Source organism: Blastomonas sp. 34TW (genome assembly GCF_059803595.1).
The window spans coordinates 521,787-545,951 of sequence record NZ_JAPFGW010000001.1 but is presented as its reverse complement, the minus strand read 5'-3'; the positions used below and the strand labels follow the sequence as shown (position 1 = coordinate 545,951).

Genomic DNA, 24,165 nt, shown 5'->3' with positions numbered 1-24,165 from the left:
AAGCCTGCCTAGCGAGACACCCAAACAAAAAGGGGCGGGTCTTGCGACCCACCCCGATTTGTTTGGTACTGAACCCGGAAGGGATCAGAAGCGCAGGCGAGCCTGCACGCCGAAACGACGGCCAAGCGCGTCGTAGGTCGACGGGAAGGTGTTGCCCGAGTTGAACGCCACCGGACCAGCATCCGAACCCACGATCGGAGGCTTCTTGTCGAAGATGTTCTGCACGGTGAGCGTCACCGTCAGGTTCTCGAGCAGATCGAAGCGGGTCGTGATGTCGAAATAGTTGTAGGCCGGAATGGTGTTGAAATCTTCCTGGCTGGTGAAACCGATCGGTGCCGCACCGCAGAACAGGTTTGGCGAAGCGGTTGCACCCGCAGGACGCGGCTGGTTGCCGCATTCCCGGGCAGGGTTGAAGTTTTCGAACGTCGAACCATCCAGGTAACGCCACAGCAGCGACACGTCGACACCTTCGAAACCGAGGGTGGTACGAACGGTCCACTGGAACTCGGGCTGAATGCCCTGATCGCAGTTCACGCTGTAGGTGCCGACGCAATCACGGACGATATCCGTGGGGGTCGACTGGAAGGTGCGCTTGTTGGTCCAGGTACCAACGAACGCCAGCGACAGATCGGCAAAGCCGATGTCACGACGATAGTTCATGGTCAGGTCGACACCGTCGGTTGCCAGACGGCCAAGGTTCGACAGCGCCGTGAACAGACCAGGCGTGGTTGCCGGATCACCGTTCAGACCACCGGTGATCGGGTCGCGACGGATGACCGTACACGCCGGGTTCGTTGCGCTGGGCGCATTGAAGCAGGCATCGAGTGCGTCATCGGGCGACGGCGTCGTGATGGCGCCGGTGACCTTGATGTTGAAATAGTCAACGGTCATCGTGAAGCCGGGGATGAACGCGGGCTCGAGCACCAGGCCGACAGTGTAGCTGTTCGACGTTTCCGGGTTCAGCGCCAGGTTACCGCCGGTGGTAGCGTTCGCCTGGCCTGCGATCGGCAGGTTGATCGAGTTGATGTTGGCGAGCGTCGCACCCTGAGCAAGACACGCGTCGCGAACAGCACCAGTCGGCCCAGCATTGATGCGCACACCATTGTCGTTGATCGAAGCGCAAGGATCGCGCGTCAGGCTGGTCAGGCCGGTATTCTGCGGCGAGAACAGTTCAGCGATGTTCGGAGCGCGAACGGCGCGGGCATAGAAACCGCGCAGCTTGGCACCGGTCACCGGAGTCCAGCTGCCGCCGACCTTCCAGGTCGTGGTGCTGTAGCCCGATGCGCCAACGGCATCGATGCCATAATCCGAATAACGGATACCGGCTTCGAGCGTCAGGTCTTCGAAGAAGGACTTGCCCTGCACGATCGGAACGATAATTTCACCGATCGCTTCATAAACGTCAAAGCCGCCATCGACGTTCGGCTGCGCGCCACCGGCACCGCCGAGGTCACCCGACTGCGCCAGCGTATCCGACGAGATCTGTGCGGTATACTTGCGATATTCGCCACCGACGGCGAACGAAATCGGGTCGGTCGCCCAGGGGCTTGCAACACCGAAGTCACCGCTGACCGTCGCACGTGCCTGCGCCAGCGTGGTCCGGGTCTGCACGGTCGATTCACCGACCAGATAAGCGACCATGGCGGGCGTAAGACCACCGACCTGCGGGCTGAAGAAGTTGGCAGGAACGCAAGCAGCGTTGCCGCTCAAGCAGGTGGCAGTGTTGGTCGCCAGCAGCGAGTCACGGACACGCGAGTTGAGCGTGTAACCCTTGATGGTCTGGATCTGGTCCGACTGGCCGTAGCTGCCGAACACGTCGAAATCGATCGTGTCGGTGATACCACCGCGAATGCCCAGCTTATAGTCGAACACGGTGTTCTGATAGTTCGAGATACGCGGACCTGCTTCCACAGCGCGGCGGAACAGCGCGGTGGTCACGGTGCGATAGTTGGGGTCAGTCGGGTTGACTGCGGTTGCAGCAGCAGCGCACTGCGCAGCAGTCAGCGACTGGATCCCATCGACCGCAGCGTTGAAGTCGAAGTTGTTACAGAACTGATTGCGAACACCAGCCGGCAGGAACGGATTGCTCAGCGGAATGGTCACGCCGATACCGAACGCGCCCGAGGGCGCGATGATCGTGTCGACCGTGTTCTTCGAGAACAGACCGCGGGTATAGACTTCAATACCATCCGACACTTCGTACTTGGCAGCACCGAAGATGTTGAAGCGCTCGAACGGCGTCTGGAAGATGTTGTCCGGCGAGAAGTTGAACGGCGCATAGGTCGGAACCAGGGTATTGCCCGTGGGATCGATCTGAAGCGTACCAAGCCCGGTCACGGTCAGACGCGAAGGAACCGACGTACCCGAACCGGCGCCAGCACCGCTAACCGAACCGATCGTGTTGCGGCCAATCTGACGATCACCCTGATACACGGGGTCGGCGGTCTGATAGCCGACGCTCAGCACGACATTACCGCGGCCATCGTCGAAGTTGGCACCAGTGGTCACGTCGAAGCGAACGGTGTGACCATCGCCCTGCTCGGTGATCTGCGACGCAGCGGTCGCTTCGAGACCAGCGAAATCCTGACGCGTGATGAAGTTGATGACACCCGAGATAGCGTCAGCACCATAGGTCGTCGAAGAACCACCGGTCAGCACTTCGACGCGCTCGATCAGCGCCAGCGGAATGTTGTTAAGGTCGAAACGGCCCTGGAGTTCGGCGGGCACGACGCGCGTGCCGTCAAGCAGGACCACGTTGCGGTTCGATCCCAGACCGCGCAGGTTGACGAACGAGTTACCGCCGTTGCCGTTGTTCACGGCAGAACCGATCGAGGGAACGATACCCGGGATTTCGCGAAGGATTTCTTCAGCAACGTTCGACTGCAGCAGGTCGATTTCGTCGGCCGAAGTCACGTTCACCGGCGCAGCGCGCTCGATGTTCGGGTTCGAGATCAGCGAGCCGGTCACGACGATGGTCGAATCGCCCGAAGCAGCCTGATCCTGCTCCTGATCCTGCGCGAAGGCAGGCGTTGCGAGCGATGCTGCACCGACGAGGAGGCTGGTGCCAAGCAAGCTCAGCTTAAATTGCGTCTTCATGTGGTATTTCCCCTTGATCGCCCCGCCGCAAAGGCATGGCTAAACCCAGTTCTGGAGGGTCTCTATGGCCCACCATTGCGCCGGTGTAAGGCAAAGCACGAAAGCTGCGCAACCTTGCATGGCGGAAATTCAACGCTTTTCCGCCGCATGTAGCATAAAAGTCACACGTTTTTCATCGCGTTGCCGCATCGCCTCGCCATAGCGCCGCGCCCTGACAACGGTGGCAAAATCCATTCTCCTGCCAAAACCGTTTCCCACACCCGCGCCGGGTGGTTTATGCGTTGCGGCACGATCAACAGTTGAGAGAGCAGGATATGAGGCAGGGAAGCAAGTTCATCATCGGCACGATCGTGGTTGCCAGCCTTCTGGCCTCCCCCGCTGTCGCGCAGGATCGCAAGAAGTCACCCCCTCCCCCCAGCCCGGAACTGTTCGAGGCGCTCAACGCCTGTCGCGGCATCGCCGACAACAACCAGCGCCTTGCCTGTTTCGACAATGCCTCGGCCAGGCTTTCGGCCGCCGTCGATTCCAAGCAGATCGTGGTGGTCGAGGAAAAGGAGGTGCAAAAGACCAAGCGCTCACTTTTCGGTTTCCGCCTTCCCGATCTTTCGATCTTTGGCGGCAACGACAATGACAGCGAAGAAGACAAGACCCTCGTCACCACGATCAAGAGCCTGGGCAAGGCGCAAGGCGGCCGCTGGAACATCGGCATCCCCGAGGGAGCGGTGTGGCAGACCACCGAGGCGATGACCTACAATCCCGAGGTCGGCGATCAGGTCGAGATCAAGGCCGGCGTGATGGGCGGCTATTTCCTGCGCGTCGGCAAGAAGCGCGCGGTGCGGGCCAAGCGGGTGGAGTGACCCTGTTGGTAGGGGGACAATCGATTTTCCGGGAACTCCAGTGCAATGGCAGTTCCAGTGCCTATCTGAGCGCACGGACCAGAGCGACAGCAGCAGCGCGTTCGGGTCTGCCCGGCCCTTGTGCTATGCCTGGTCCGGCCCTGTCCACATGTCGAAGGGGCGCTGCCTGATCCAGATGCTGCCAAGCCATTTTTCGCCGGTTTCGACCGGGTCTCCGCTATGCAGTGACAAGGGATCGGGCAGCCCGTCGCCCTGCGTGTTATCGAACACTAGCAGGTCGCCTTGCCCTCCCCTCACAGAAATGTTCAGCTTCGGAAAGACGGTTTCGCCGCCAGAATACTGCGCATTGAGATAGATCAGAGCCGTTGCGCATCGCTGGTTGCGCGTGTGCGGCAGCGTGTCGAGATGCGCCTTGAACTGCTGGCCGGGCTTGTAGTGCAGCACGGTCATGCTTTCAGCTTGTTCGAAAGCAATGTCGATCATTCCAAAAACACGCCGGCACACGGCATACAAAGGTAGCGTCGCCCGCGTCGGTCCTACGACCGCAGCCGATGACGTGCGGATCGGGTGCGGTATCAGCCGCCCCGAGACAGGATCCTGCACCATCGCCGGCTCGAGATACTGCCGGGAAACCTCGATGATATGCGCGCATTCCGGCGGGGTAAGCGCCTGCTTGAACAGGCGAATGGATGGACGCGAACTGAAGGTCTGAACGTCGCATCCGTCCGCGTCGAAACTCAGTGCGGAGGCCAGAAGATCAAGCTGCCTCTTGAACTCGCCGCCGAAGGTTTCGCTCGCCTGCTCAAGCCGCTTTGCGGCCAGATCCCAATCCGCGGGCGCCCCCGTCCCGTTTGCCGCGAGCGCAATCTCGATTGCTGCCGCTTCGGCATGACCGACCTCGACAGCCTTACGCAAGATCTGTCGCGCTCTTGCCAGGTCTCTTGGCACGACGTCGCCGGCCAGATGCCAGAAGGCGACTGCGAACAGCGCTTCCGGATCCCCCTGCTGCGCAGCATGCCAGATAGCCTGCTGCTGTCGGGCCAATGCGATGTCCGGCCTATTGGACATTGTCTGCCTTAAGTGTTGCTGACACGAAAAAGGGCGGGGTGCTGAAGCGCCCCGCCCCTTGTCGACTTCAGGTCATGGATCAGAAGTTGGCCTGGAAGCCAGCGTAGAAGTAACGACCACGAACATCATAGATGCCCGAACCGCCACCGACACCCGTCAGGCCGAACGGCGGCTGGACGTTCGTGACGTTGTCGACGCCGACATACATGTTGAACTTCTTGTCCAGATCAACGTTCAAGCGCAGATCGTGATAGAAGACGTCGGGATACTTTTCGAACGGGCCGAAGTCCGCATTCTGCGGCGGCTGACCGTTCAGCGGATTGAAGTCTTCGAAGGTGTTCACAAACATCTTGTCGATCCAGCGCAGCTCGTAACCGAGGGTCACGTTGCCGAAGCGGATATTCGCATTGACGTTGACCTGATCGCTCGGGTCGCCGAGTTCGTCGATCAGACGGTTCGCGAAGTTCGGGTCAGACGGGTTGGTGAAGCTGTCGATCTGGAAATAATGGGTCCAGATGACGCCAAGGCGCAGATCGCCCCAGTCGCCCAGCTTGCGGTTGTAGTTCACCTGCGTGTCAAGACCGCGAACCTTGTTGCGAGCGAAGTTCGCCGACGACTGCAGAAGTGAACCTTCCAGGATCTGGAAAGGCACTTCGCCGTTGGGGCCACCATTCGCACCAGCACGGGTGAACAGGCCGCAGAACGCGTTGTTCGCCGTGGGCAGGTCGTAGCAAAGGTTGGCGATCTGCTGCGCCGAAACCGATGCAATCGCGTTCTTCACCGTGATGTCATAATAGTCGGCCGAGATCGACAGACCAGGGATGAAACGAGGCTGGATGATACCGCCAACGGTGTATGAGTCGCCGGTTTCTGCACGCAGATCCGGGTTACCACCGCTGCGGATTTCGAGCGACTGCAGGTACACGAAGTCATAGGCGGCAGGGATGCCCGCAGCGCGGCAGTTCGCAGCACGGTTCGAAGAGCCGGTCGCGAGGTTACGTGCCGAGCAAGGGTCGGTGAAACCGGGTGCGAAGTTCTGGCTCTGCTCCGAAAACAGCTCGCCGAGGTTCGGCGAACGCACCGAGCGCGAATAAGTACCACGGAAGGTGATATCGCGGATCGGCGACCAGATCGCTTCTGCACCATAGGCATAGACAGTGCCGGTGTTGCGTGCTGCACCCATGTATTTGGCGATACGGCCGTTGCCACGAAGCGTCAGGTTCTCGAAAAACGGAGTGTCCTTGAGGATCGGAATCTCGATTTCGCCGAAGGCTTCAGCGACTTCCAGTGCCGGAGCACGGAACGCCGGGATCGCGTTGTAGAACGCGTAACCTTCCTGGGTCAGGTCATCGAGGTCATAGAAGTTGGTTTCCCGACGGTATTCGCCACCCGCCGAGAACGCAACCGCGCCGCCCGGAAGATTGAAGAAGCCGCTGGTATCACCCGACACGAAGCCGAGAATATCCAGCTGGGTGATCTTGCCGACAGCCAGCGAGTCCACCAGCAGATAGTCACGCACAGCCTGGGTCACCGAACCCTGACCGAACGGATTGAGCGGAACGCACGCAGCGATATCGCCAGCCAGACGCGGGTCACCATTGGGCGTGCCAGTGATGTACGATACCGTGCCGGTGGGGTTCAGGCGCGATGCGCAGACGATGTTGCCTGCGGCGTCGCGGGCGGTGTCGACAGCCAGCAGATAACGCTGGATGTTGACGTTGCCGATGATTTCGTTGCGCTCTTTGTGTTCGCCATAGTTGACGGACAGTTCGTAGTTCCAGTCGTCGTTGAACTCACCGCGCGCGCCCAGAACGATGCGATACGTCTCACGCGTGATCTTCTCGTCGCGGATGCCGAGGTCGACCCAGTTGCGACGCAGGCTGAAACGGAACGAGCCGTTGTTGATCGCGGCGCGCTGCGCAGCAAGACCTGCGGCCGTCAGAGCGCCGCCGGTATTGACGTTGACCGTCGAGCCCAGAAATTCGGTGGTCAGCAGTGCACGGGCCTGGGCGCTGAGATAGGGGTTGTCGAGACGAATGCGCTCGCGGTTGCCCGGATCGGCCAAGGTGGCACCCTGCGAGAAGAAGGGACCGCTCTGCGAACCGAAGGCTTCCGTGCGGACGTATTTCGCTTCCATGAACACGTCGAAAGCCGGGCTGAATTCATAGTGCGCCAGCAGGTTCGCAGAATAACGACGCAGATCGGGAGTGAGCGTCAGGAGTTCACCTTCGCGGCTCGACGTACCGTTACCACCGAGGAAGCTGCCGTTCGGACCGATACCGACACGCGTCCCAGTCTGGCGGACCAGCGAACCATCGGGCTGGAAGAGATAGGTGCAGGTGAAGGCCGCGACGTTGAAGCCGCAGGGAGCCGTTGCGGGATTCTGGAACGAAGCCACCAGACCGCCGAGCGAGATCGTGCCCGAACGGATATCGCGGAAGAACGCGCGGTCGACCACGCCGTCCGAGCCATTCACTGCGGTGGCAGGGTCGGTGTCGACGATGACCAGGCCGTCATTCTGACGCAGGTTCGGGCGACCCGAACCGAAGGCACGCGACGTCTGTGCATATTCCAGCGCGAGGGTGACGTTGCCGCGACCATCGCCGAAGTTCTTGCCGGCCAGAGCCGACACGAACTGGTTGCCGAAATCGCCATAGGTCGAGATGCCGGCCTGACCGCGCATCTGCAGACCGTCGAAGCTGTCCTTGAGGATGAAGTTCACCACACCGGCGACAGCGTCCGAACCGTAAACGGCCGACGCGCCGCCCGTAAGGACGTCGACGCGCTCGATCAGATCGGTCGGAATAGTGTTGATGTCCGGCGAAACGCCCGACGACAGGATGTCACCGGCGACATGACGACGGCCATTGACGAGGACGAGCGTACGCTCCGAACCCAGGCCACGCAAGTCGAGCAGGTTGAGACCGCGGGTTCCGAGGAAACGGGTCGAGTTCTGCTGGCTGAAGGTGCTGCGCAGCTGCGGCAAATCGTTCAGCACGTCACCAACCGAAGTATTGCCGGTTTCAAAGAATTCCTCACCGGTCACTACAGTGACGGGATTTGCACCCTCAAGGTTGGGCTGACGGATGCGCGAACCGGTAACGACGATCGACGCCGCAGCCTCTTCGGCCGAAGCTTCCTGCTCGTCGACGCTCGTGGTCTGCTCCTGCGCCATGGCGGGCACAGTTGCGAGCGCGATGCTCATCACGACAGGGGCAACCCCGGTGAGGAAACGCGAATTAGTTTTCATGAACACAACCCCTGTTCTCAATTGCTTGGGCTCGAAACAACGAGCCTGGGGCCGCAATGCGACATCGCTTAACTACGATGGTCTCCCCAGACCTTGGCGTCAGCTAAGCGGTGGGGTCAGATGATGTAAAGCTTGAAACCCGGCCCATACGCCAGTTTTACCCCGACCTGTAACATGAACGCCACATTTACCCGCAGGCCCGGAATTGTTGAGAAATAAAATTATTTCATTGCGCCATGGGACCAACCAGAAGTTGCGGGTCGATCCGGGCGTCGTTCCACTTCATGCTCCAATGGAGGTGCGGTCCGGTGGCCCTGCCCGTTGCCCCGATTCGGCCGATCTGTTGCCCCTGGCGCACCGTATCGCCCAGCTTCACATCGATCGCCGACAGGTGGAGGAACGCGCTGTTCAGCCCCATGCCGTGGTCGATCATCAGCAGATTGCCTTCGAGAGAAAAGGGCGTCGGCGCAGCGAGAATAACGACGCCATCGGCGGGCGCGACCACCGGCGTGCCGATGCTGCCTGCTACATCGACCCCGCTATGGAAGCTGCCCGGCTCGCCCGCATAGATGCGTTGCGATCCGAAGATGCCCGAAACGCGGCCCGTGGCGGGCCAGATGAACTGCTGACGCCAGCCTGCGCTGTCCGATTGCCGAGCGCGCGCCGCCTCGATCATCTCGAGCTCGGGCTTGCGCCGCGCCATGAACGCCTCGCTCGGTACCCCGCCGCGGGCAGCCACCGCGACAAACTCGCGCCGCCATGCCCGGGGCTCGATCGACAGCGGCTCGGTCATCACCTGACCGTCAGCGAAAGTCACGGTCAACACGCCGAGCGGCGGCGCGTCGCGGTTGAAACCGAGCAGGAACGCGCCATCGGGCGCTACCGGCACTTGAACGCCGTCGAGATCGAGCGCGGTCACGCCCCGGGGCGCGGTGCCGCGCAACAAGGCACCCTGCACCGGCACACCGCTCAACCGGATGCCGCTTGGCAATGGGCGCATCGCCCCGAACGGACGGGTGAGAAAATCCGGGCCGCTCGGCGCTGGCGCCGCCGACTGTGTCGGCGCAGGCGATGGCTGGGATTGCGCCAGCAGCGGGGCAGTCGCCGCCAGCACGATCGAGCCGGCGAACGTCAGCACCCCCCGCATGCGGTCAGCCCCTACCGAGCGCCGCGCGCACCGAAATCTCGCAGCTGGCATACGCCTCCTGCCGCTCGACGCTCCAGTAACGCAGCTCTTCCAGGTCGATCTTCTGCCCGGTCTCGGCGCACAGCACATGGTCGCCCGCGCTGAGCAGGCGGAAGCCGTTGGGCATATAGTGGACGCGGGCGACGCGATCGCGGTTGGACATCAACATGGGGTCTTCATGCTCCAGAAAGGCTGTATGGCAGCTTTACCGATGGCGTGCTGCGCGTTTGGCAGAAGATAAGCGATCCGGCACGCCAGCGCAAATCTACAGAAAACTCGCCTGGCGCGGCTCGGCGGGCTTGGGCTTCGCCTTGGCTGCAGGAATCGGGGAAGCCGACGGCGGAGGCGGACCATCGGCTGGTGCGACATCGAGCGTCCCGTCCCGGAAATGGAGCGTCAGCCGTGGTTCGCGCGCTGCCACCACCTTGTCGATCAGCGTCCGCCCATCGCCCGCCGTGACGCGGGCATAGCCGCGCTGCAACGGCGCATCGGGATCGAGCTGCGCCAGCACACGCTCCAGCCCGGCGAGCCGTTCGCCCGCACGGCGAGTGATGCGATCGAGCACCGCCGGATCGAGCGTCAGCCGCGCCAGCCGCTCGCGCGCATGGGCAACCCGGGTATCGAGCACGGCAGGGCGCAGTGCGCCCGAGGTCCGCGCCAAAGCGCCGCGCGCATGCGCCAGCTGCAGGCCGAGCGCCGCGCGCAGCCGCTCGCCCAGATCGTCGGCGCGCTGCTGTTGCGGGCTGAGCAGATCGGTCAGGCGCGGCAGCCGCTGCGCCCTCGCCTCCAGCCGCTCGCGCGCCAGAGCATGGCTGCGGTTCACCGCACGGCTGGCGCGCAGGCCCAGCTCTGCCACCCCGGCGAGCAGTTCCGATCGCACCGGCACCGCCATCTCTGCGGCCGCCGTCGGCGTCGGCGCGCGGCGATCGGCGGCGAAATCGGCCAGCGTCGTATCGGTCTCGTGCCCCACGGCGGAGATCACCGGGATCACGCTTTCGGCAATCGCGCGAACCACCGGCTCCTCGTTGAACGCCCAGAGGTCCTCGATCGAGCCGCCGCCGCGCGCGACGATCAGCAGATCGGGCCGCTCACCCTCGGGCATCGCGCCGAACCCGCGCACCGCCGCCGCAACCTGGGCCGCAGCCCCCTCGCCCTGGACCAGCACCGGCCAGACCAGCACATGGCTGGGGAAGCGATCGGCGAGCCGGTGCAATATGTCGCGGATCACAGAGCCCGTCGGCGATGTCACCACGCCGATGGTGCGCGGCAGGAAGGGCAGCGCGCGCTTGCGTGTGGGATCGAACAGCCCTTCGGCGGCGAGCCGCGCCTTCAGCTTCTCGAACAGCTGCATCAGCGCGCCCTCGCCCGCCAGCTCGAGCGATTCTATCGTGATCTGATACTTGGACCGGCCCGGAAAGGTGGTGAGCTTGCCGGTGGCGATGACATCAAGCCCGTCCTCGGGCCGGAAGGGCAGCCGCTGCGCCGTGCCCTTCCAGATGATGCCGTCGATCACCGCCTTGTCGTCCTTCAGCGCCAGATAGCAATGACCCGATGCGGCGCGCTTGAAGCCCGAAATCTCGCCGCGAATCCGCACATGCGAAAACCGGTCCTCGACCATGCGCTTCAACTGCCCGGAGATTTCCGAAACCGACTGCGGCGGGGCGTTGTCGCCGGGTGGCATCTGGGCTAACAGCCCGCCCGAACGCATTGGTACATCATCTGAAAAGGGGTCGGGCATGAATATCCTGCTGGTGGGGAGCGGTGGACGCGAACATGCCCTGTGCTGGAAACTGGCGCAATCCCCGCAGGTGGAAAGCATCTTCGCCGCGCCCGGAAATCCGGGGATAGCCGAGCACGCCAGTTGCGTCTCGCTCGATGTGACCGATCATGCAGCGGTTGCGGCCTTCTGCACCGACAAGGCGATCGGGCTGGTCATGATCGGCCCGGAAGCGCCGCTGGTCGATGGCCTGGCCGACAGCCTGCGCGCTGCTGGTGTGCCGGTCTTCGGACCGTCCGCCAAGGCGGCGCAGCTCGAAGGCTCGAAGGGCTTTACCAAGGCGCTGTGCGACCGCGCCGGCATCCCCACCGCGCGCTATGTTCGCGCCAGCCATCGCGCCGAGGCAGAGGCCGCACTCGCCGGTTTCGACCTGCCGGTGGTGATCAAGGCGGATGGTCTGGCGGCGGGGAAGGGCGTCATCATCGCCGAGACTGCGCAAGAGGCGCAGGACGCGATCGGGCACATGTTCGCCGGGGCCTTTGGCGAGGCCGGGGCCGAGGTGGTCATCGAGGAATTCATGACGGGGGAAGAAGCGAGCTTCTTCGCGATCACCGATGGCCGCGCGATCGTCGCCTTCGGTTCGGCGCAGGATCACAAGCGTGTGGGTGAAGGCGATAGCGGGCCGAACACCGGCGGCATGGGCGCCTACAGCCCCGCGCCGGTGCTGACGGCGGAACTGGAAGCGCAGGTGATGGAGCGCATCATCGCGCCGACCGTCGCCACGCTGGCCGCTGAGGGCATGCCCTATTCGGGCGTCCTGTTCGCAGGCCTGATGCTGACCGGCGAAGGACCCAAGCTGATCGAATATAATTGTCGCTTCGGCGATCCCGAATGCCAGGTGCTCATGACCCGGCTGCAGAGCGATCTCGCCGAACTGCTGCTCGCGACCGCGAAGGGCGAACTGGCAGACTGCCCCCCTCCCCGGCTGTCGGACGATTACGCCCTCACCGTAGTGATGGCAGCGAAGGGCTATCCCGGCACGCCCGAAAAGGGCGGCGCGATTGCGCTGGGCGACACCGGCGGCGCAAAGGTCTTTCACGCAGGCACCGCGCTCAAGGACGGCGCGCTCGTTGCCAATGGCGGCCGCGTGCTCAACGTGACCGCGACCGGCGGCAGCGTCACCGAAGCACAAACCGCCGCCTATGCCGCGGTTGATGCGATCACCTTCCCCACCGGCTTCTGCCGCAGCGACATCGGCTGGCGCGAAGTCGCGCGCGAGCGGGGTTAAAGCGCCGCCAGCACCGCGTCGCCGATCGCGGCGGTGCCCATCGTTCCGCCGAGGTCAGCCCCCAGCGCGCCTGCGTTAAGCGCGCTGGCCACTGCGGCCTCGATGCGCGCGGCCTCAGCTTCCAGGCTGAAGCTGTGGCGCAGCATCATCGCGGCGGAGAGGATCATCGCGACCGGATTGGCGAGGCCCTTGCCCGAAATGTCGGGTGCGCTGCCATGGATCGGCTCGTAGGCGCCCTTGGTGCCGAACGCGGTCTGCTCCGCGCCCAAAGAGGCCGAGGCGAGCAGGCCGATCGAGCCGACGCACATGCTCGCCTGGTCGGAGAGAATGTCGCCGAACAGATTGCCGGTGACGATGGTGTCGAACTTGCCCGGCGCGCGGACGAGCTGCATCGCGGCATTGTCGACATACATATGCTCGAGCGTGACGTCCGGGTACTCCGCCGCCACCTCGATCATCACATCGCGCCATAGCTGCGAGGTTTCGAGCACATTGGCCTTGTCCACCGAGCACAACCGGCCCGAGCGGCCCCGCGCGGTGCGGAAGGCAACATGCGCGATGCGGCGGACCTCGCTCTCGCTGTACGACATGATGTCATAGCCTTCGCGCTGGCCGTCCGCCGTGGTGCGCATGCCCTTCTCACCGAAATAGACGTCGCCGTTGAGCTCGCGGACGATCATCAGGTCGATTGCACCCGCCACCTCGGGACGCAGTGAGCTGTGCGCCTCAAGTCCCGGAAATACCTTGGCCGGGCGCAGGTTGGCGAACAGCCCCAGCTCCTTGCGCATGCCCAGCACCGCCTGTTCGGGGCGCAGATGCCGCTCCAGCCCGTCGCACGCCGGATCGCCCACCGCGCCGAACAGCAGCGCATCGCATTCCCGCATCAGCGCCAGCGTCTCTGGCGGCAGCGGATGGCCATGCACGCGCCAGGCGGCAGCGCCGACCAACCCGTCGTGCAGTTCCATGCCCGGCAAATCGAGCGCGCGCAGGACACGCACCGCCTCGGCCATAATTTCGGGGCCGATGCCGTCACCCGGGAGCACTGCAATTTTCATGATGTCGTCCTGTCTGTTGTGGTGGCGCGCATAGCGTTGCGCGGCGTATTTCCGCAACAATGTTTTGCTTGGGGTAGGTCAGCCCGCCATGCGCCGCACCCGGTCGATCAGCATCGCACGCGCCGCGAGCGCATCGGCGCGGCGGTCGGTGAAGAACTGGCGTTCGATGAAATGCCCGGTCAGCGCAAAGCCCTGCATCAGCTGCTCCCAATCAGGTTCTTCCTCGCCGGTCATGAATGCGGGCAGCACGAGCAGCTTTTCGGCATAGACACCGGCAGCGTGGAGCGACACCGCACGCCCGGTGCGCGGACTGACATAGGCGAGGTCCGCGCGCCCGCCGGTCACCGCGCAGCGCTCCAGATCGAGCCCGAAACCGAGCTCGGCAAGCAACAACGCCTCGTACCGCACCATCGCGCGCAGCCACCAGCGCGCCGAGGGGGCTGCGCAGACCAGATCGAATAAGGCCGCCAGCGCGGCATAGAGCCGGGGAAAGGGCTGATCCTCCGGCGCGACCGTGGCGGTGAGCAGCGTCACCCATTCGAACGCCGCCGCCGCGAGCGGCTCGCTGTAAAAGGGCGCGCGGCTCTCGGCGAGCTCGACGGTCAGCCCGCCAAGCTGATCGTTCACCCGGCTGCGCAGTTCTGCGGTCACAAGGTTCGCGGGCATCAGCACGGGCCGCAAAGCCGTCGACCGCCCTCCCCGCACATAGCCCGATTGCAGCCCATGATCGGGCGTGAACAACCGCACCACCGCCCCATGCTCCCCATGCCGCCGCACGGTGCAGACTATTCCTGGGGTGCGGATGACGGGCATGCCCCCACCTAATCCAGATCAGGAATCCGATCCAGCTTGTCGCCGACCCATACCTTGACGAGCGCTTTGACGGAAACGCCCCGCCTTTCAGCCGCAAGATCAAGTCGGCGCTTCATTGGCCGGGGCAAATTGAGAACGACACGTGCCGTATCAAGGTCTTTCGCCGCCACGCGCACCTCATTCCTGCCCATCGAGGCAAACCTGCAACGAAAGCGAAAGTAGGCGATCAGCCCACAAGAATACAGGTCCGCGTGAACAGTTGGCTCGATAATGGATGCAATGATCTAGACGAATTCCACAGCGGCACCTGACCGCGCCGAGGCCTCGGCGGCGCGCATCAAGACCGTCAGGCAATAAGCTTCCACCCCGTATTGCTGCCACAGCGGCCCTTCTAGCGCAGGATTATCCGCAAACTCCCAAAGCTGCTCGTCTTGCGTTGTCAGCCCTTCAGGAAGATCAATGAGCGACGCCAGCAAATGGCACTCTTCCCACAACATGGGAGCGGAGCCCACCATGTAACCGACGCCCTCGCGCTGCGGGACGCTGCGATCAAAAATGACTTTCTCGAAACGGCGAGGAAGATAAAAGCCCTCACAATCGGAATGCAGAAGCAGATGAGCGAATGGTGGTGCTGCCCTCGGCTTTACGAAGCGCGATAGCAGCCCGCGTTTCTCGGTCGCGGCCATATACTCGTCATGCTGGGCATAGAGCTCATCCAAATATGGTATCTGGTCGACATCCGCATAGGCCATAGGAGGAGGTAAGGCCCCCTCCATCGCCCAATGCGCCGCTATCCGCCGGACCATGTGCAAGCCATTATAACCCCACATCTGCGCTTCAAATATCTCGCAATCCGCGATTTCGAGAGGTTCGTGATGCGGGGGCTGGCCTGCTTCGGCGAGGACTTCATTCAGGGCCAAAAAAGGTTCAAAAATCGGCTGGAATTCTTCATCTGAAAGCTCGTGGCGGGATTGAGCGAGCCGGCCAACAACTACATCCAGTCCCATAACATTTTACCCGCCTGCGATTTAACTCGATCGTTACATCATCCCCGGAAGAAGTCATAGATGCTCTGCGCCATTGCCTTGGATACGCCAGGGGCCTTTTGCAGGTCCTCCAGGCTGGCGCTGCGCACCGCTTTTGCCGTGCCGAAATGCATCAGCAGCGCGCGTTTGCGGGCCGGACCGATGCCGGGGACCTCGTCGAGCGGGCTGGTGGTCATCGCCTTCTTGCGCTTGCCGCGATGCGCGCCGATGGCGAAGCGGTGCGCCTCGTCGCGCAGGCGTTGCAGGTAGAACAGCACCGGGCTGTTCACCGGCAGGGTGAATTCCCTGCCATCGGGCATGAAGAAGGTCTCGCGCCCCGCGTTGCGATCCGGCCCCTTGGCGACGCCGACCAGCGCGACATCGTCGATCCCCAGTCCCGCCAGCGCTTCCATCGCCGCCTTGAGCTGCCCCTTGCCGCCATCGACCAGCACCAGATCGGGCCAGTCGCCGCTGCTGCGATCGGGATCCTCGCTCTGCGCACGCGCGAAGCGGCGCTCGAACACCTCGCGCATCATCGCATAATCGTCGCCCGGCACGGTCTCGGCGCGCTTGATGTTGAACTTGCGATAGGCCGCCTTGCGAAAGCCCTCCGGCCCGGCAACGACCATCGCGCCCAGCGCATTGGTGCCCTGGATATGGCTGTTGTCATAGACCTCGATCCGGTCGGGCGGACCATCGAGCCCGAACAGTTCGGCCATTTCGGTCAGGTGCTTGGCGGTGCTGGCGCTCTCGGCGACGCGGCGCTGCAGCGCCTCGGTCGCGTTGCGCTGCGCCTGGTCGATCAGCCGCTTGCGCTCGCCGCGCTGGGGCACGAGCAGTTCAAGCTTGCCCGAGCGGTTGGCGGACAAGGCCTCGAGCATCAGATCGCACTCGAACGGCTGCCGATCGGTCAGGATCAGCTTCGGCGCGGGCATGTCCTGATAGAATTGCATCAGAAAACTGGTGAGGATCTCGGCCTCATCCATGTCCTGGACATGCGCGGGGAAGAAGCTGCGATGCCCCCAGTTCTGTCCGGCGCGGATGAAGAAGGCCTGGATGCAGACGGTGCCGCCCTGGCTCGCCATCGCGAACACGTCGGCATCGGCAATGCCCTGCGCGTTCACCGCCTGGCTGCCCTGGATGAAGGTGAGCGCCTTCAGCCGGTCGCGATAGGCCGCTGCGCTCTCGAAATCGAGCGCTTCGGCCGCCGCCTCCATCTTCTTGCCGAGCTTCGCCTGCACCTCGGTGGACTTGCCGGTGAGGAAGGCGCGGGCATCGCCGACCAGCGCGGCATAATCCTCCTTGCTGATCCGGTCGACACAGGGCGCGGAGCAGCGCTTGATCTGATAGAGCAGGCACGGGCGCGAACGGTTGGCGAAAAAGCTGTCCGAGCAGGAGCGCAGCAGGAACAGCTTCTGCAGCGAGTTGAGCGTGCTGGTCACCGATCCGGCGCTGGCGAACGGCCCGAAATACTGGCCCTTGTACTTCTGTGCGCCGCGATATTTGGACATGCGCGGAAAGTCGTGATCCTCGCGCAGCAGGATATAGGGGAAGCTCTTGTCGTCGCGCAGCAGCACGTTGTACGCAGGCCGATAGCGCTTGATCAGCTGCGCCTCGAGCAGCAGCGCTTCGGCCTCGCTGTTGGTGGTGACGATCATCATCGACCGGGTGAGCGAGACCATGCGCTGCAGCCGGCGCGGCAGCTTGTCGACCTGGGTATAGTTGGTGACGCGGTTCTTGAGCGCGCGCGCCTTGCCGACATAGAGCACGTCGCCGCGCGCATCGAGCATGCGATAGACGCCTGGCCGCGTCGGCAGCGTTTTCAGCGTGTTGCGGATCGCGGCGATGCCGGTGTCGAGATCGGGCGCATCGGCCCCGCGCACGCTATAGGTCGCCGCCTCCTCGAGAAAGCGGTCGGGCGCGCGCGGATTGCTGTCATTGGGATGAGCGGGACGGCCAGCCATAGCGTGCATGTGGCGTGGCGGAGTCGGGAGGTCAATGGGATGATTCAACCCTCGCCGTTGAAGGGAGAGGGTTGCGAAGACTTATGAGCGAAGCGAATTAGTCGAAGCTGGGTGAGGGTGAAAATGCGCTACCGCTGCTCCGCCTCACCCTCATCCAACTGCGCCTAGTCGGCTCCGCCGACAAGGCTCGGTATCCTTCTCCCCTCAAGGGAGAAGGTGCCGACGCGTCAATTTAACCGGGTGCCAAGCTCGGCGACGGTGCGATCAACCAGCGCCTGGTCGGCTTCGGCGCCATGGTTCTCAGCGATCAGCTTCGCGGCCGCGCCCGTAGCCGCCTTGGCGACCTTCTCGCGAATTTCAGCCACCGCAGCGCGCTCGGCAGCGGCGATCTTGTCGGTCGCCATTTTCTGGCGGCGCGCGATCAGGTTTTCCGCATCGGTGCGCGCCTTGGCAAGCACGGTTTCGGCTTCGGCTTCGGCACGGGCGTTCATGTCTGCGGCTTCTTTCGATGCCGCCGCCAGCTTCGCCTCATACTCCGCGCGAAGCTTCTCGGCTTCAGCACGCAGCGCCTGGGCTTCGTCGAGTTCGGCCTTGATCCCGGCGATCTTGGCGTCGAGCGACGCGGCGACCGCAGCAGGCACCTTCTTCCACAGGATGATGCCGATCAGCACCAGCATCGCTGCGGAAACGAAGAACGTGGCGTTGAGCAGATGGACGCCGCCCACCGAGGGATCGGCATGTTCGCCCGCCGCAGCGGCAAGAATGGCAATGTCAAGCATCGGCCAGCGCTCCCTTGACCGCACGATTGACCTGCGGCTTGGTGATCTTTGCCGGGGTCAGCCGGGCGACGATATCCTGAGCAGCCTCGACGGCGACAGCCTCGATCTCGGTCAGAGCGGCAGCCTGCTGAGCAGCAATCGCCTCTTCCGCATCGGCCAAGTGTAGCGCGATGCCGGCATCGGCCTCGCGCACCTTGGCTTCGGCTTCGCGGGCACCCTTGGCCTTGGCTTCCGCGGTCACGGCGAGTGCCGCGTCACGGGCCCGGGCATGGGCAACGCGATATTCTTCCTCGATCTCGTCGGCGCGAGCGTGCGCGGCCTTGGCAGCGGCGATGTCGCCGGCGATCTTCGCCTTGCGCTGATCGACCGTGCCCTGGATCTTGGGAAACATCGAACGCCCGATGACGAAATAAATCAGCCCGAACGTGATCACCAGCCAGAAAAGCTGGGACCCGTAAGTGGTCATGATCTGGTCTATCTGAGGCATATCGAAGCTATCCGTGGATCAGAATCTAAAGGTGTGGACGGGGCCGGCGCGATGACCGGCCCCGGTCCGACACAAATCAGGCAACGAAGATCAGGATCATCGCCACGACGAACGCCAGCAGGCCGAGAAGTTCGGCAGCGGCGAAGCCGATGAACAGGCGGCCCTGCTGGCCGTCGGCAGCTGCCGGGTTGCGCAGAGCGCTTTCCAGGAACGAACCGAACACGTTACCCACGCCGATGGCGGCCATGCCGGCACCGATTGCAGCCAGGCCAGCACCGACCAGTTTTGCAGCTTCTGCGTCCATTGTAATACTCCTTAAGAAACTCGATTGGATGGAAAGATTTTAGCGAAAAGAGAAAGGCTTAGTGCAGGTTCACCGCGTCGTTGATGTACAGCGAGGTGAGCAGCGCGAACACATAGGCCTGGACGACGGCGACCAGGATTTCGAGCGCGCTGATGCCGACCATCAGCGTCAGGCTCGGCAGGCCGACGAGCAGGCCATAGCCGATACCGGCATTGGTCGAATTGATGACGAAACCGGCCAGCACCTTGAGCAGGATGTGCCCGGCGGTCATCGCCACGAACAGTCGCAGGCCGAGGCTGAACGGACGCACCAGGAACGACAGCAGCTCGACCACGAAGATGAACGGTATCATCGGGAGCGGCGTGCCGTGCGGAACGAACAGCGAGAAGAAGTGGAAACCGTGACGGGCAAAGCCGACGATCAGCACGATCGAGAAGCTGACGATGGCGAGCACGCCCGTGATCGTCAGATGGCTGGTCACGGTGAACGGATGCCCACCGACCACGCCGATCGGGATCAGGCCCAGGATGTTGGCGAACAGGATGAACATGAACAGCGAGAACACGTAAGGCGCATACTTGCGGCCTTCGGCGCCGATATTGGCGGTCATCATGTCGTCGATAAAGCCGGTAAAGCCCTCGACCATCAGCTGCCAGCGACCAGGAACCAGCTCGCGCTTCATGCCGCCCTGCATGAACACCCAGACCGCGACCAGCGTCAACAGCATCCACAGGGCGCTGTTGGTGAAGGTGATGGTCTGTCCAGCAAGCTCGAACCCACCATTGAAGATGGGCGCGATCTCGAACTGGTGCATCGGGTCGATTTTGCCTGACTCGGCTGCCACAACCTACCTCTTCGTCTTAATCTTCAGGCTTATCCTGCGGAGACTGCTGATTTTTCAGCCCCGCCGAATATGCGTTGGAAACCCGGATGATGTTCCTGAAGGCCACGATGATCCCCAGAGCGAGGAACGTGATCAGGAGCCAGGGCGATGTGCCCAGCCAGCGATCGAACAGCCAGCCGAACAGCAAACCACCTGCAATTCCCCCCAGCAGATCGGCGAGCACCCGGTTGCCAAGTCGATAATTCGCATCGACCCCGCTCCCCTTGCCGCTCGCTTCGGCCTGCTCCCGCTGCGTGATATCGCGAAGCCGTTCACCGATGTGATCGATCCGCGCGTCGCCGCCGACAGGGTCTTGCCCGGGTTCGTTCTCTGCCATGTGCTTTACTCCCTGTTATCGGGCCTGAGGCTACGATGTTCAAAAAGCACGCACCCGACAGCGAGCGGACCCGCCAAGGCGCGGCCCGTTTAGAAAGGGCTGGGGTGCAAGTCAATGGTCATGCTGCGGTGCGAGAAGTCGCGCAAAAAAGCCCGGATTTTCGATGAAATCCGGGCTTGATCTGGGTTAATTCGGCGCTGCGGCTCAGGGGCAGCGCGCATCGCGCACCGGCGGACCGCTGTCCCGAGTCTTCCAGCTACCGTCCGGCGCCTGGTATTTTTCCCCCGGCCTGGTGCGTGATATGGTGTTGCAGCCGGCGGTGAAGGCGAACTGCTCCACCGTCGATCCTTCGGCCGAAGCGCGGTCGGTATAGACCTGCTTGCGCTTGAGATTGATGTCGCTGACCAGTTTCTGCAGCTGCGCATCGCCGCCGCTGACAATGCCCAGATAACCGTCCGGCTTCTCGCCGATGCTGCCGTTCTCGCGCGCCGCCTCATAGGCCGGGTCGCGTTGCGCCATCGCGGGCATGGCCAGCCCCAGCGCCACGGCGCCCAGCAAGCCAGCCTTCAAAATCGCCCTGTTCATCAGAAAATCTCCGCATTCTCGTCGATCACCTCTTTGGCCTTGCCATCGAGCCGATAGACGACTTCCTGTTTGATGTTGATGTTGAGGTTGATGACGATCGGCTTGTCAGGCGCCGTCACCGTCACGCACCCGCCGAGCAATGCGGTGGCCACTGCCATCACCGTCATCTGCCCCCACGGGTTCCTCAAAATCGCCATCCTGTTCATGCCCTTCATGGACGATCCTCGCTTTCTGGGGGCTGAATGCCCGGTTTTGCCGGCGTTGTCGAATTGGGTCCCGGATTGTTCACCTGACCGGGCAGCAGCCCGAGCACACCGGGATCGGTGATATATTGCGTGTCGTAAAGCGACCGCGCCGATGTGATCAGCTGCAGGAAGGGTGCTGCAATCGTCACATTGAATTGCAACGGCAGCTTCTCCACTTGGCGGGTGAGGAAATTGCGCGAAGCCCCCTCGCCCTGGCTGAGCCCTTCGAAGCGGATCTTGGTGATGACCTCGCCCGCCAGATCCCCGTCCATCTCGACGACAAGATAACGGTAACGCAGCGATCTCAAGGCGTTGAAGGCAAAATTGGCCATCGTGCCGAGGTCTTCATAGGTCAGCTCGCCGACATAGGCGAGCGTGCCGCCATCGCCGATCACCTCGAGCCGACCGCCGCGCACATGCCCGCCATCCTTGTCGAACACGATCGGGATCACACCGGTAAACTGGCCGGTGGCGTTGATATTCTCGAAATCGAATCCGGCGAGGAACTGCGCCGCATCGACGCGGTCGACGCGGAACACCAAGCGTCGCGGCTCCTCGCTGACAAGATCGACCATACCCGGATCGAGCAGCAGCCGTCCTCCCGCAAAGGGCCATTCGCCGCCTTCCACGCGCATCTTGAAGCCAGGCAGAATCTGATAGCGAATCAGCCCGTTATAGACCGCAAAGCCCGGATTGACCTGCGCCAGCCGCACGACCTGGCCCGGTCCGGTCTCGAAGCCGAGAAGATCGGTAAACACGATCTCGCCCGCCAGCCCTGTTACCGGACCGAAAGCGGCGGCGAAATCGAGCGAATCGGTGCGGAAGCGCCCGGTGCTCGACGTGACGCCGGTGGACGACCAGTCGATCCGACCCTGCCCGGTCACCAACCCGCGCGTATTGGCGATGATGCCGAGCGCGATATTGCTGACCATTTCGGGCTGAAGGCGGTCATCGAAGGTCAGCGCGTCGACGGACAGATCGGCATGGCCTGTGACACTCGCAAGATCATGCGCGATGGCGACGCGCACGACCGGGCGCAATGTCTGCGGCTCGTCGAGATTGCCGGTCACCGCAATCCGCCCATCGGCGAGCGTCAGCCGCATGTCATCGGTGATCAGCGGCTGGAACCGCGCCGGGGCCTGACGGTCGCGCAGCAGCCATTCGTCGCCCTGCACATCGAGGATCGCATTGGCGAAGGACCAGCGTCCTGCGCCGTGCGTCAGCACGAGCGGCACCGCGCCGATGGTCGCTTCGGCATCCGCATAGGTGCCACCCAGCGCTCCGCCGAGATCGACGCTGAAATCGCCAGCAGTGATATGCGTGCCCGATTGCGCCGGGCCGATCAGCAGATCGACGTCAGACAGGCGCGCGCTACCGGGAAAATCGATGCGTACCGCACCTGCCGCCAGCGCGAGGTCGGACGATCCCAGCTTGCCTTGCAACCGGGTCGGCCCCGCCAGCCGCGCCGCCATCTGCAGGCCGCCTGGGCCTGACCGGACGATCGAGCGGCCACGATCGGGGCACAGCGTCAGCGCCTGCCGGCCGCTGGCGAAATTGGAGACACGCAATCGTTCCACACGCACGGTCTGGCAGGCGTCATACATCGCGAAACCGCCCGCCTCGCTCCAGCGCCCCTGAAGCGGTAGCGCGAGTCCCTCGACCCGGCCACCGGGAAACGGCCCGGAGAGCCGCGCGGAACCGGCAAAGTCCAGTTCGCCGCGCCCGTTCCACAAGGCCTCGAACTGCGGCAGTGCCAGCGAGGCATCGCCCGCGCTGTATGCGTCCATCGCCAGCTTGAGCGCATAGGCCCCCTGCCCGCGCGGGACGATGCGCAGTTGCGCGACGGGCAGCCCTGCCCCGCCGGTCGCAAGATTGCCCGCGAGCTGCCATTCCTCGCCCACGCGCCGGACGCTCAGGCTGTTGCCGCCGACCAGCCGCTCCCCCCGCGCACCCGACAGCGACAGGCGCGGGATGGCGAATGCGGTCTCGGCACCGCGTGCGCGCGCATCGACCGTCATCGCCAGGTCCGAACCGGGGAGTGCTCGGCGCGCCGCGCTGACCATGCGCTGCACCAGCGGCGCGATGGGGAGATTCGCGCTCGCCTTCACCGCCGAATCTAATCCCGCCAGTCGCTCGCGTGCAACCGCCAGGCTTTCGCCACGCAGATCGCCCTCGAAGCGCAAATCGGGAGACGCTCCGCCCAGCCGCACCACCGCCTTGCCCCTGGCGCCGAACCGCCGGAAACCGATTCCGGCAGTGGCAGGATCGGCCAGCGCGAGGTCGACATCGCCGTCGATCTGCTGGCCTTTGATCACAAAGCCCAGCCGCCCGCCCAGCCCATTCGCCGCAAAACCATCGGCCCGGATCGCGCCGACCGCAGGGATCAGCGCGCCTTCAACCCGGTCGAGCGCCGCATTGGCCTCGGCCCTGAGCGCGAGCGAGGATTGACCGACGGCGACACCACCCCGATCGCAAGCCAGCCCCGAAAAACGCATTGGTCCGCGAAAAGCTGGGCGTTCATCGGCGATGCTGACCGTGCCGAACAGGCTGGGCCGGTCGAGCGCGCAGCCCTGATAGGCGAGCCCCGCACCGATCGCAGCGACCTGACCCTTGAAGCCGTCGCGCAGATTGCCCCGCCCATCGGCCTTGACGCCGATCGTGCCATAAGGGCTCTCGATCCGTACGCGCGCATCGCGCAGCGTCAGGTCGAGCCGGGGCAGCCGGAAAGGCTCCTTGCTGTCGGTATAGAGCAGCTTGTCGAGGCTGCCGAAGCTGACGCGCCCCTTGTCCAGCCGACCATAGCCGCGCAGCCCCTCGACGATCACCTGGTCGATGCGCAGCCCGAACAACCCGCCGCTCACATCGACGCTGAGTCTTGCGATCGTCGCATCGGGGCGCTTCGGATCGCCCAGCACCAGGTTGCGCACCGTCTGGCGCCCGACGCCGATCGATTCGATATCGTAGCGCGCCTCGATGCCGCGCGCCTCGAGCTCGTTGCCGATGAGGTTGCGCGCGATATCCTCGCGCTGGGTCCAGGCGACCAGTCCCGCCAGGCCCAGCAATGCGACGCCATAGAGCGCCACACGCAGTGGCCAGGCCATTCGCCGCCACGCGCGGACCTGCCGCTCGGGCGGGATCGCCTCGGCCTCGGTATCGGGATCGCTCATCGTCACCTGAATGGCTTGCAAAGCATCGCGTTGCAACGACGCAGCGGCAAAGCCGTTCC

Annotated in this window: 20 protein-coding genes; 2 read left to right on the top strand and 18 right to left on the bottom strand. The window is 63.6% G+C overall.

Annotation, left to right across the window (positions count from 1 at the left end; all coding sequences use genetic code 11):
* Positions 1–84: 84 nt before the first annotated feature.
* The gene (locus tag OPU69_RS02560) at positions 85–3,096 is read right to left on the bottom strand and encodes a TonB-dependent receptor domain-containing protein (protein WP_498509220.1); all 3,012 of its coding nucleotides are present in this window, start codon (positions 3,094–3,096) and stop codon (positions 85–87) included.
* A gap of 314 nt (positions 3,097–3,410) precedes the next feature.
* On the opposite strand from OPU69_RS02560, the gene OPU69_RS02555 reads away from it, so the two are divergent.
* Positions 3,411–3,953 carry a hypothetical protein gene (locus OPU69_RS02555; protein WP_498509218.1) on the top strand — a complete coding sequence of 181 codons (543 nt, stop codon included), beginning with the start codon at positions 3,411–3,413 and terminating at the stop codon, positions 3,951–3,953.
* Between the two features lie 123 nt (positions 3,954–4,076).
* On the opposite strand, the gene OPU69_RS02550 is transcribed toward OPU69_RS02555, so the two are convergent.
* The 5 genes from OPU69_RS02550 to xseA all read right to left on the bottom strand — a co-directional run bounded on the left by OPU69_RS02550 (position 4,077) and on the right by xseA (position 11,195).
* A complete protein-coding gene (locus OPU69_RS02550; RefSeq protein ID WP_498509217.1) occupies positions 4,077–5,021 on the bottom strand; it encodes a 2OG-Fe(II) oxygenase in 945 nt (314 codons plus the stop codon).
* A gap of 79 nt (positions 5,022–5,100) precedes the next feature.
* Positions 5,101–8,226 carry a TonB-dependent receptor domain-containing protein gene (locus tag OPU69_RS02545; protein ID WP_498509216.1) on the bottom strand — a complete coding sequence of 1,042 codons (3,126 nt, stop codon included), beginning with the start codon at positions 8,224–8,226 and terminating at the stop codon, positions 5,101–5,103.
* A gap of 271 nt (positions 8,227–8,497) precedes the next feature.
* Entirely contained in the window at positions 8,498–9,418 is a 921-nt protein-coding gene (locus OPU69_RS02540; protein WP_498509214.1) for a M23 family metallopeptidase, read from the bottom strand.
* A gap of 4 nt (positions 9,419–9,422) precedes the next feature.
* A complete protein-coding gene (locus OPU69_RS02535; RefSeq protein ID WP_181266279.1) occupies positions 9,423–9,626 on the bottom strand; it encodes a DUF2093 domain-containing protein in 204 nt (67 codons plus the stop codon).
* Positions 9,627–9,722: 96 nt separating this feature from the next.
* Positions 9,723–11,195 (bottom strand): exodeoxyribonuclease VII large subunit, encoded by a 1,473-nt coding sequence (gene xseA, locus OPU69_RS02530; RefSeq protein ID WP_498509212.1) that lies wholly within the window; start codon positions 11,193–11,195, stop codon positions 9,723–9,725.
* Here xseA and purD point away from each other — a divergent pair.
* Complete coding sequence (gene purD / locus OPU69_RS02525) at positions 11,194–12,462, top strand: phosphoribosylamine--glycine ligase (RefSeq protein WP_498509211.1); 1,269 nt, start codon at positions 11,194–11,196, stop codon at positions 12,460–12,462. The genes xseA and purD overlap by 2 nt on opposite strands.
* On the opposite strand, the gene leuB is transcribed toward purD, so the two are convergent.
* From leuB to OPU69_RS02465, 12 genes are all read right to left on the bottom strand, one after another.
* Positions 12,459–13,517 (bottom strand): 3-isopropylmalate dehydrogenase, encoded by a 1,059-nt coding sequence (gene leuB / locus OPU69_RS02520; protein ID WP_498509210.1) that lies wholly within the window; start codon positions 13,515–13,517, stop codon positions 12,459–12,461. The genes purD and leuB overlap by 4 nt on opposite strands.
* A 78-nt stretch (positions 13,518–13,595) precedes the next feature.
* Positions 13,596–14,330: a DNA repair protein RecO gene (recO, locus tag OPU69_RS02515; RefSeq protein WP_498509209.1), complete on the bottom strand. Its 735-nt coding sequence runs from the start codon at positions 14,328–14,330 to the stop codon at positions 13,596–13,598.
* Positions 14,331–14,614: 284 nt separating this feature from the next.
* The gene (locus OPU69_RS02510) at positions 14,615–15,337 is read right to left on the bottom strand and encodes a putative DNA-mimic protein (RefSeq protein ID WP_498509208.1); all 723 of its coding nucleotides are present in this window, start codon (positions 15,335–15,337) and stop codon (positions 14,615–14,617) included.
* 38 nt (positions 15,338–15,375) lie between these two features.
* Complete coding sequence (uvrC, locus tag OPU69_RS02505) at positions 15,376–17,319, bottom strand: excinuclease ABC subunit UvrC (RefSeq protein WP_498509206.1); 1,944 nt, start codon at positions 17,317–17,319, stop codon at positions 15,376–15,378.
* Positions 17,320–17,546: 227 nt separating this feature from the next.
* Entirely contained in the window at positions 17,547–18,098 is a 552-nt protein-coding gene (locus OPU69_RS02500; RefSeq protein WP_498509205.1) for a F0F1 ATP synthase subunit B family protein, read from the bottom strand.
* Positions 18,091–18,585, bottom strand: a complete 495-nt coding sequence (locus OPU69_RS02495) for a F0F1 ATP synthase subunit B family protein (RefSeq protein ID WP_060977036.1) — start codon at positions 18,583–18,585, stop codon at positions 18,091–18,093. The genes OPU69_RS02500 and OPU69_RS02495 overlap by 8 nt, the downstream gene beginning before the upstream one ends.
* Before the next feature lie 76 nt (positions 18,586–18,661).
* Positions 18,662–18,889, bottom strand: a complete 228-nt coding sequence (locus OPU69_RS02490) for a F0F1 ATP synthase subunit C (protein WP_023839593.1) — start codon at positions 18,887–18,889, stop codon at positions 18,662–18,664.
* Positions 18,890–18,947: 58 nt separating this feature from the next.
* Entirely contained in the window at positions 18,948–19,733 is a 786-nt protein-coding gene (locus OPU69_RS02485) for a F0F1 ATP synthase subunit A (RefSeq protein WP_060977035.1), read from the bottom strand.
* A 16-nt stretch (positions 19,734–19,749) separates the two neighbouring features.
* Complete coding sequence (locus OPU69_RS02480; RefSeq protein ID WP_060977034.1) at positions 19,750–20,109, bottom strand: AtpZ/AtpI family protein; 360 nt, start codon at positions 20,107–20,109, stop codon at positions 19,750–19,752.
* 204 nt (positions 20,110–20,313) lie between these two features.
* A complete protein-coding gene (locus OPU69_RS02475) occupies positions 20,314–20,694 on the bottom strand; it encodes a YdbL family probable chaperone protein (protein WP_060977033.1) in 381 nt (126 codons plus the stop codon).
* Positions 20,694–20,909, bottom strand: coding sequence for a YnbE family lipoprotein (locus OPU69_RS02470; protein ID WP_060977032.1), 216 nt, complete (start codon positions 20,907–20,909; stop codon positions 20,694–20,696). The genes OPU69_RS02475 and OPU69_RS02470 overlap by 1 nt, the downstream gene beginning before the upstream one ends.
* Positions 20,906–24,106: an intermembrane phospholipid transport protein YdbH family protein gene (locus OPU69_RS02465; RefSeq protein ID WP_498509203.1), complete on the bottom strand. Its 3,201-nt coding sequence runs from the start codon at positions 24,104–24,106 to the stop codon at positions 20,906–20,908. The genes OPU69_RS02470 and OPU69_RS02465 overlap by 4 nt, the downstream gene beginning before the upstream one ends.
* Positions 24,107–24,165: the final 59 nt, after the last annotated feature.

Bases quoted from the DNA above. Each gene is read 5' to 3' on its own strand.
- OPU69_RS02560 (WP_498509220.1), bottom strand. From the start codon at position 3,096: ATGAAGACGCAATTTAAGCTGAGCTTGCTTGGCACCAGCCTCCTCGTC.
- OPU69_RS02555 (WP_498509218.1), top strand. From the start codon at position 3,411: ATGAGGCAGGGAAGCAAGTTCATCATCGGCACGATCGTGGTTGCCAGC.
- OPU69_RS02550 (WP_498509217.1), bottom strand. From the start codon at position 5,021: ATGTCCAATAGGCCGGACATCGCATTGGCCCGACAGCAGCAGGCTATC.
- OPU69_RS02545 (WP_498509216.1), bottom strand. From the start codon at position 8,226: ATGAGCATCGCGCTCGCAACTGTGCCCGCCATGGCGCAGGAGCAGACC.
- OPU69_RS02540 (WP_498509214.1), bottom strand. From the start codon at position 9,418: ATGCGGGGGGTGCTGACGTTCGCCGGCTCGATCGTGCTGGCGGCGACT.
- OPU69_RS02535 (WP_181266279.1), bottom strand. From the start codon at position 9,626: ATGTTGATGTCCAACCGCGATCGCGTCGCCCGCGTCCACTATATGCCC.
- purD (WP_498509211.1), top strand. From the start codon at position 11,194: ATGAATATCCTGCTGGTGGGGAGCGGTGGACGCGAACATGCCCTGTGC.
- xseA (WP_498509212.1), bottom strand. From the start codon at position 11,195: ATGCCCGACCCCTTTTCAGATGATGTACCAATGCGTTCGGGCGGGCTG.
- leuB (WP_498509210.1), bottom strand. From the start codon at position 13,517: ATGAAAATTGCAGTGCTCCCGGGTGACGGCATCGGCCCCGAAATTATG.
- recO (WP_498509209.1), bottom strand. From the start codon at position 14,330: ATGCCCGTCATCCGCACCCCAGGAATAGTCTGCACCGTGCGGCGGCAT.
- OPU69_RS02510 (WP_498509208.1), bottom strand. From the start codon at position 15,337: ATGGGACTGGATGTAGTTGTTGGCCGGCTCGCTCAATCCCGCCACGAG.
- uvrC (WP_498509206.1), bottom strand. From the start codon at position 17,319: ATGGCTGGCCGTCCCGCTCATCCCAATGACAGCAATCCGCGCGCGCCC.
- OPU69_RS02500 (WP_498509205.1), bottom strand. From the start codon at position 18,098: ATGCTTGACATTGCCATTCTTGCCGCTGCGGCGGGCGAACATGCCGAT.
- OPU69_RS02495 (WP_060977036.1), bottom strand. From the start codon at position 18,585: ATGCCTCAGATAGACCAGATCATGACCACTTACGGGTCCCAGCTTTTC.
- OPU69_RS02490 (WP_023839593.1), bottom strand. From the start codon at position 18,889: ATGGACGCAGAAGCTGCAAAACTGGTCGGTGCTGGCCTGGCTGCAATC.
- OPU69_RS02480 (WP_060977034.1), bottom strand. From the start codon at position 20,109: ATGGCAGAGAACGAACCCGGGCAAGACCCTGTCGGCGGCGACGCGCGG.
- OPU69_RS02475 (WP_060977033.1), bottom strand. From the start codon at position 20,694: ATGAACAGGGCGATTTTGAAGGCTGGCTTGCTGGGCGCCGTGGCGCTG.
- OPU69_RS02470 (WP_060977032.1), bottom strand. From the start codon at position 20,909: ATGAAGGGCATGAACAGGATGGCGATTTTGAGGAACCCGTGGGGGCAG.
- OPU69_RS02465 (WP_498509203.1), bottom strand. From the start codon at position 24,106: ATGAGCGATCCCGATACCGAGGCCGAGGCGATCCCGCCCGAGCGGCAG.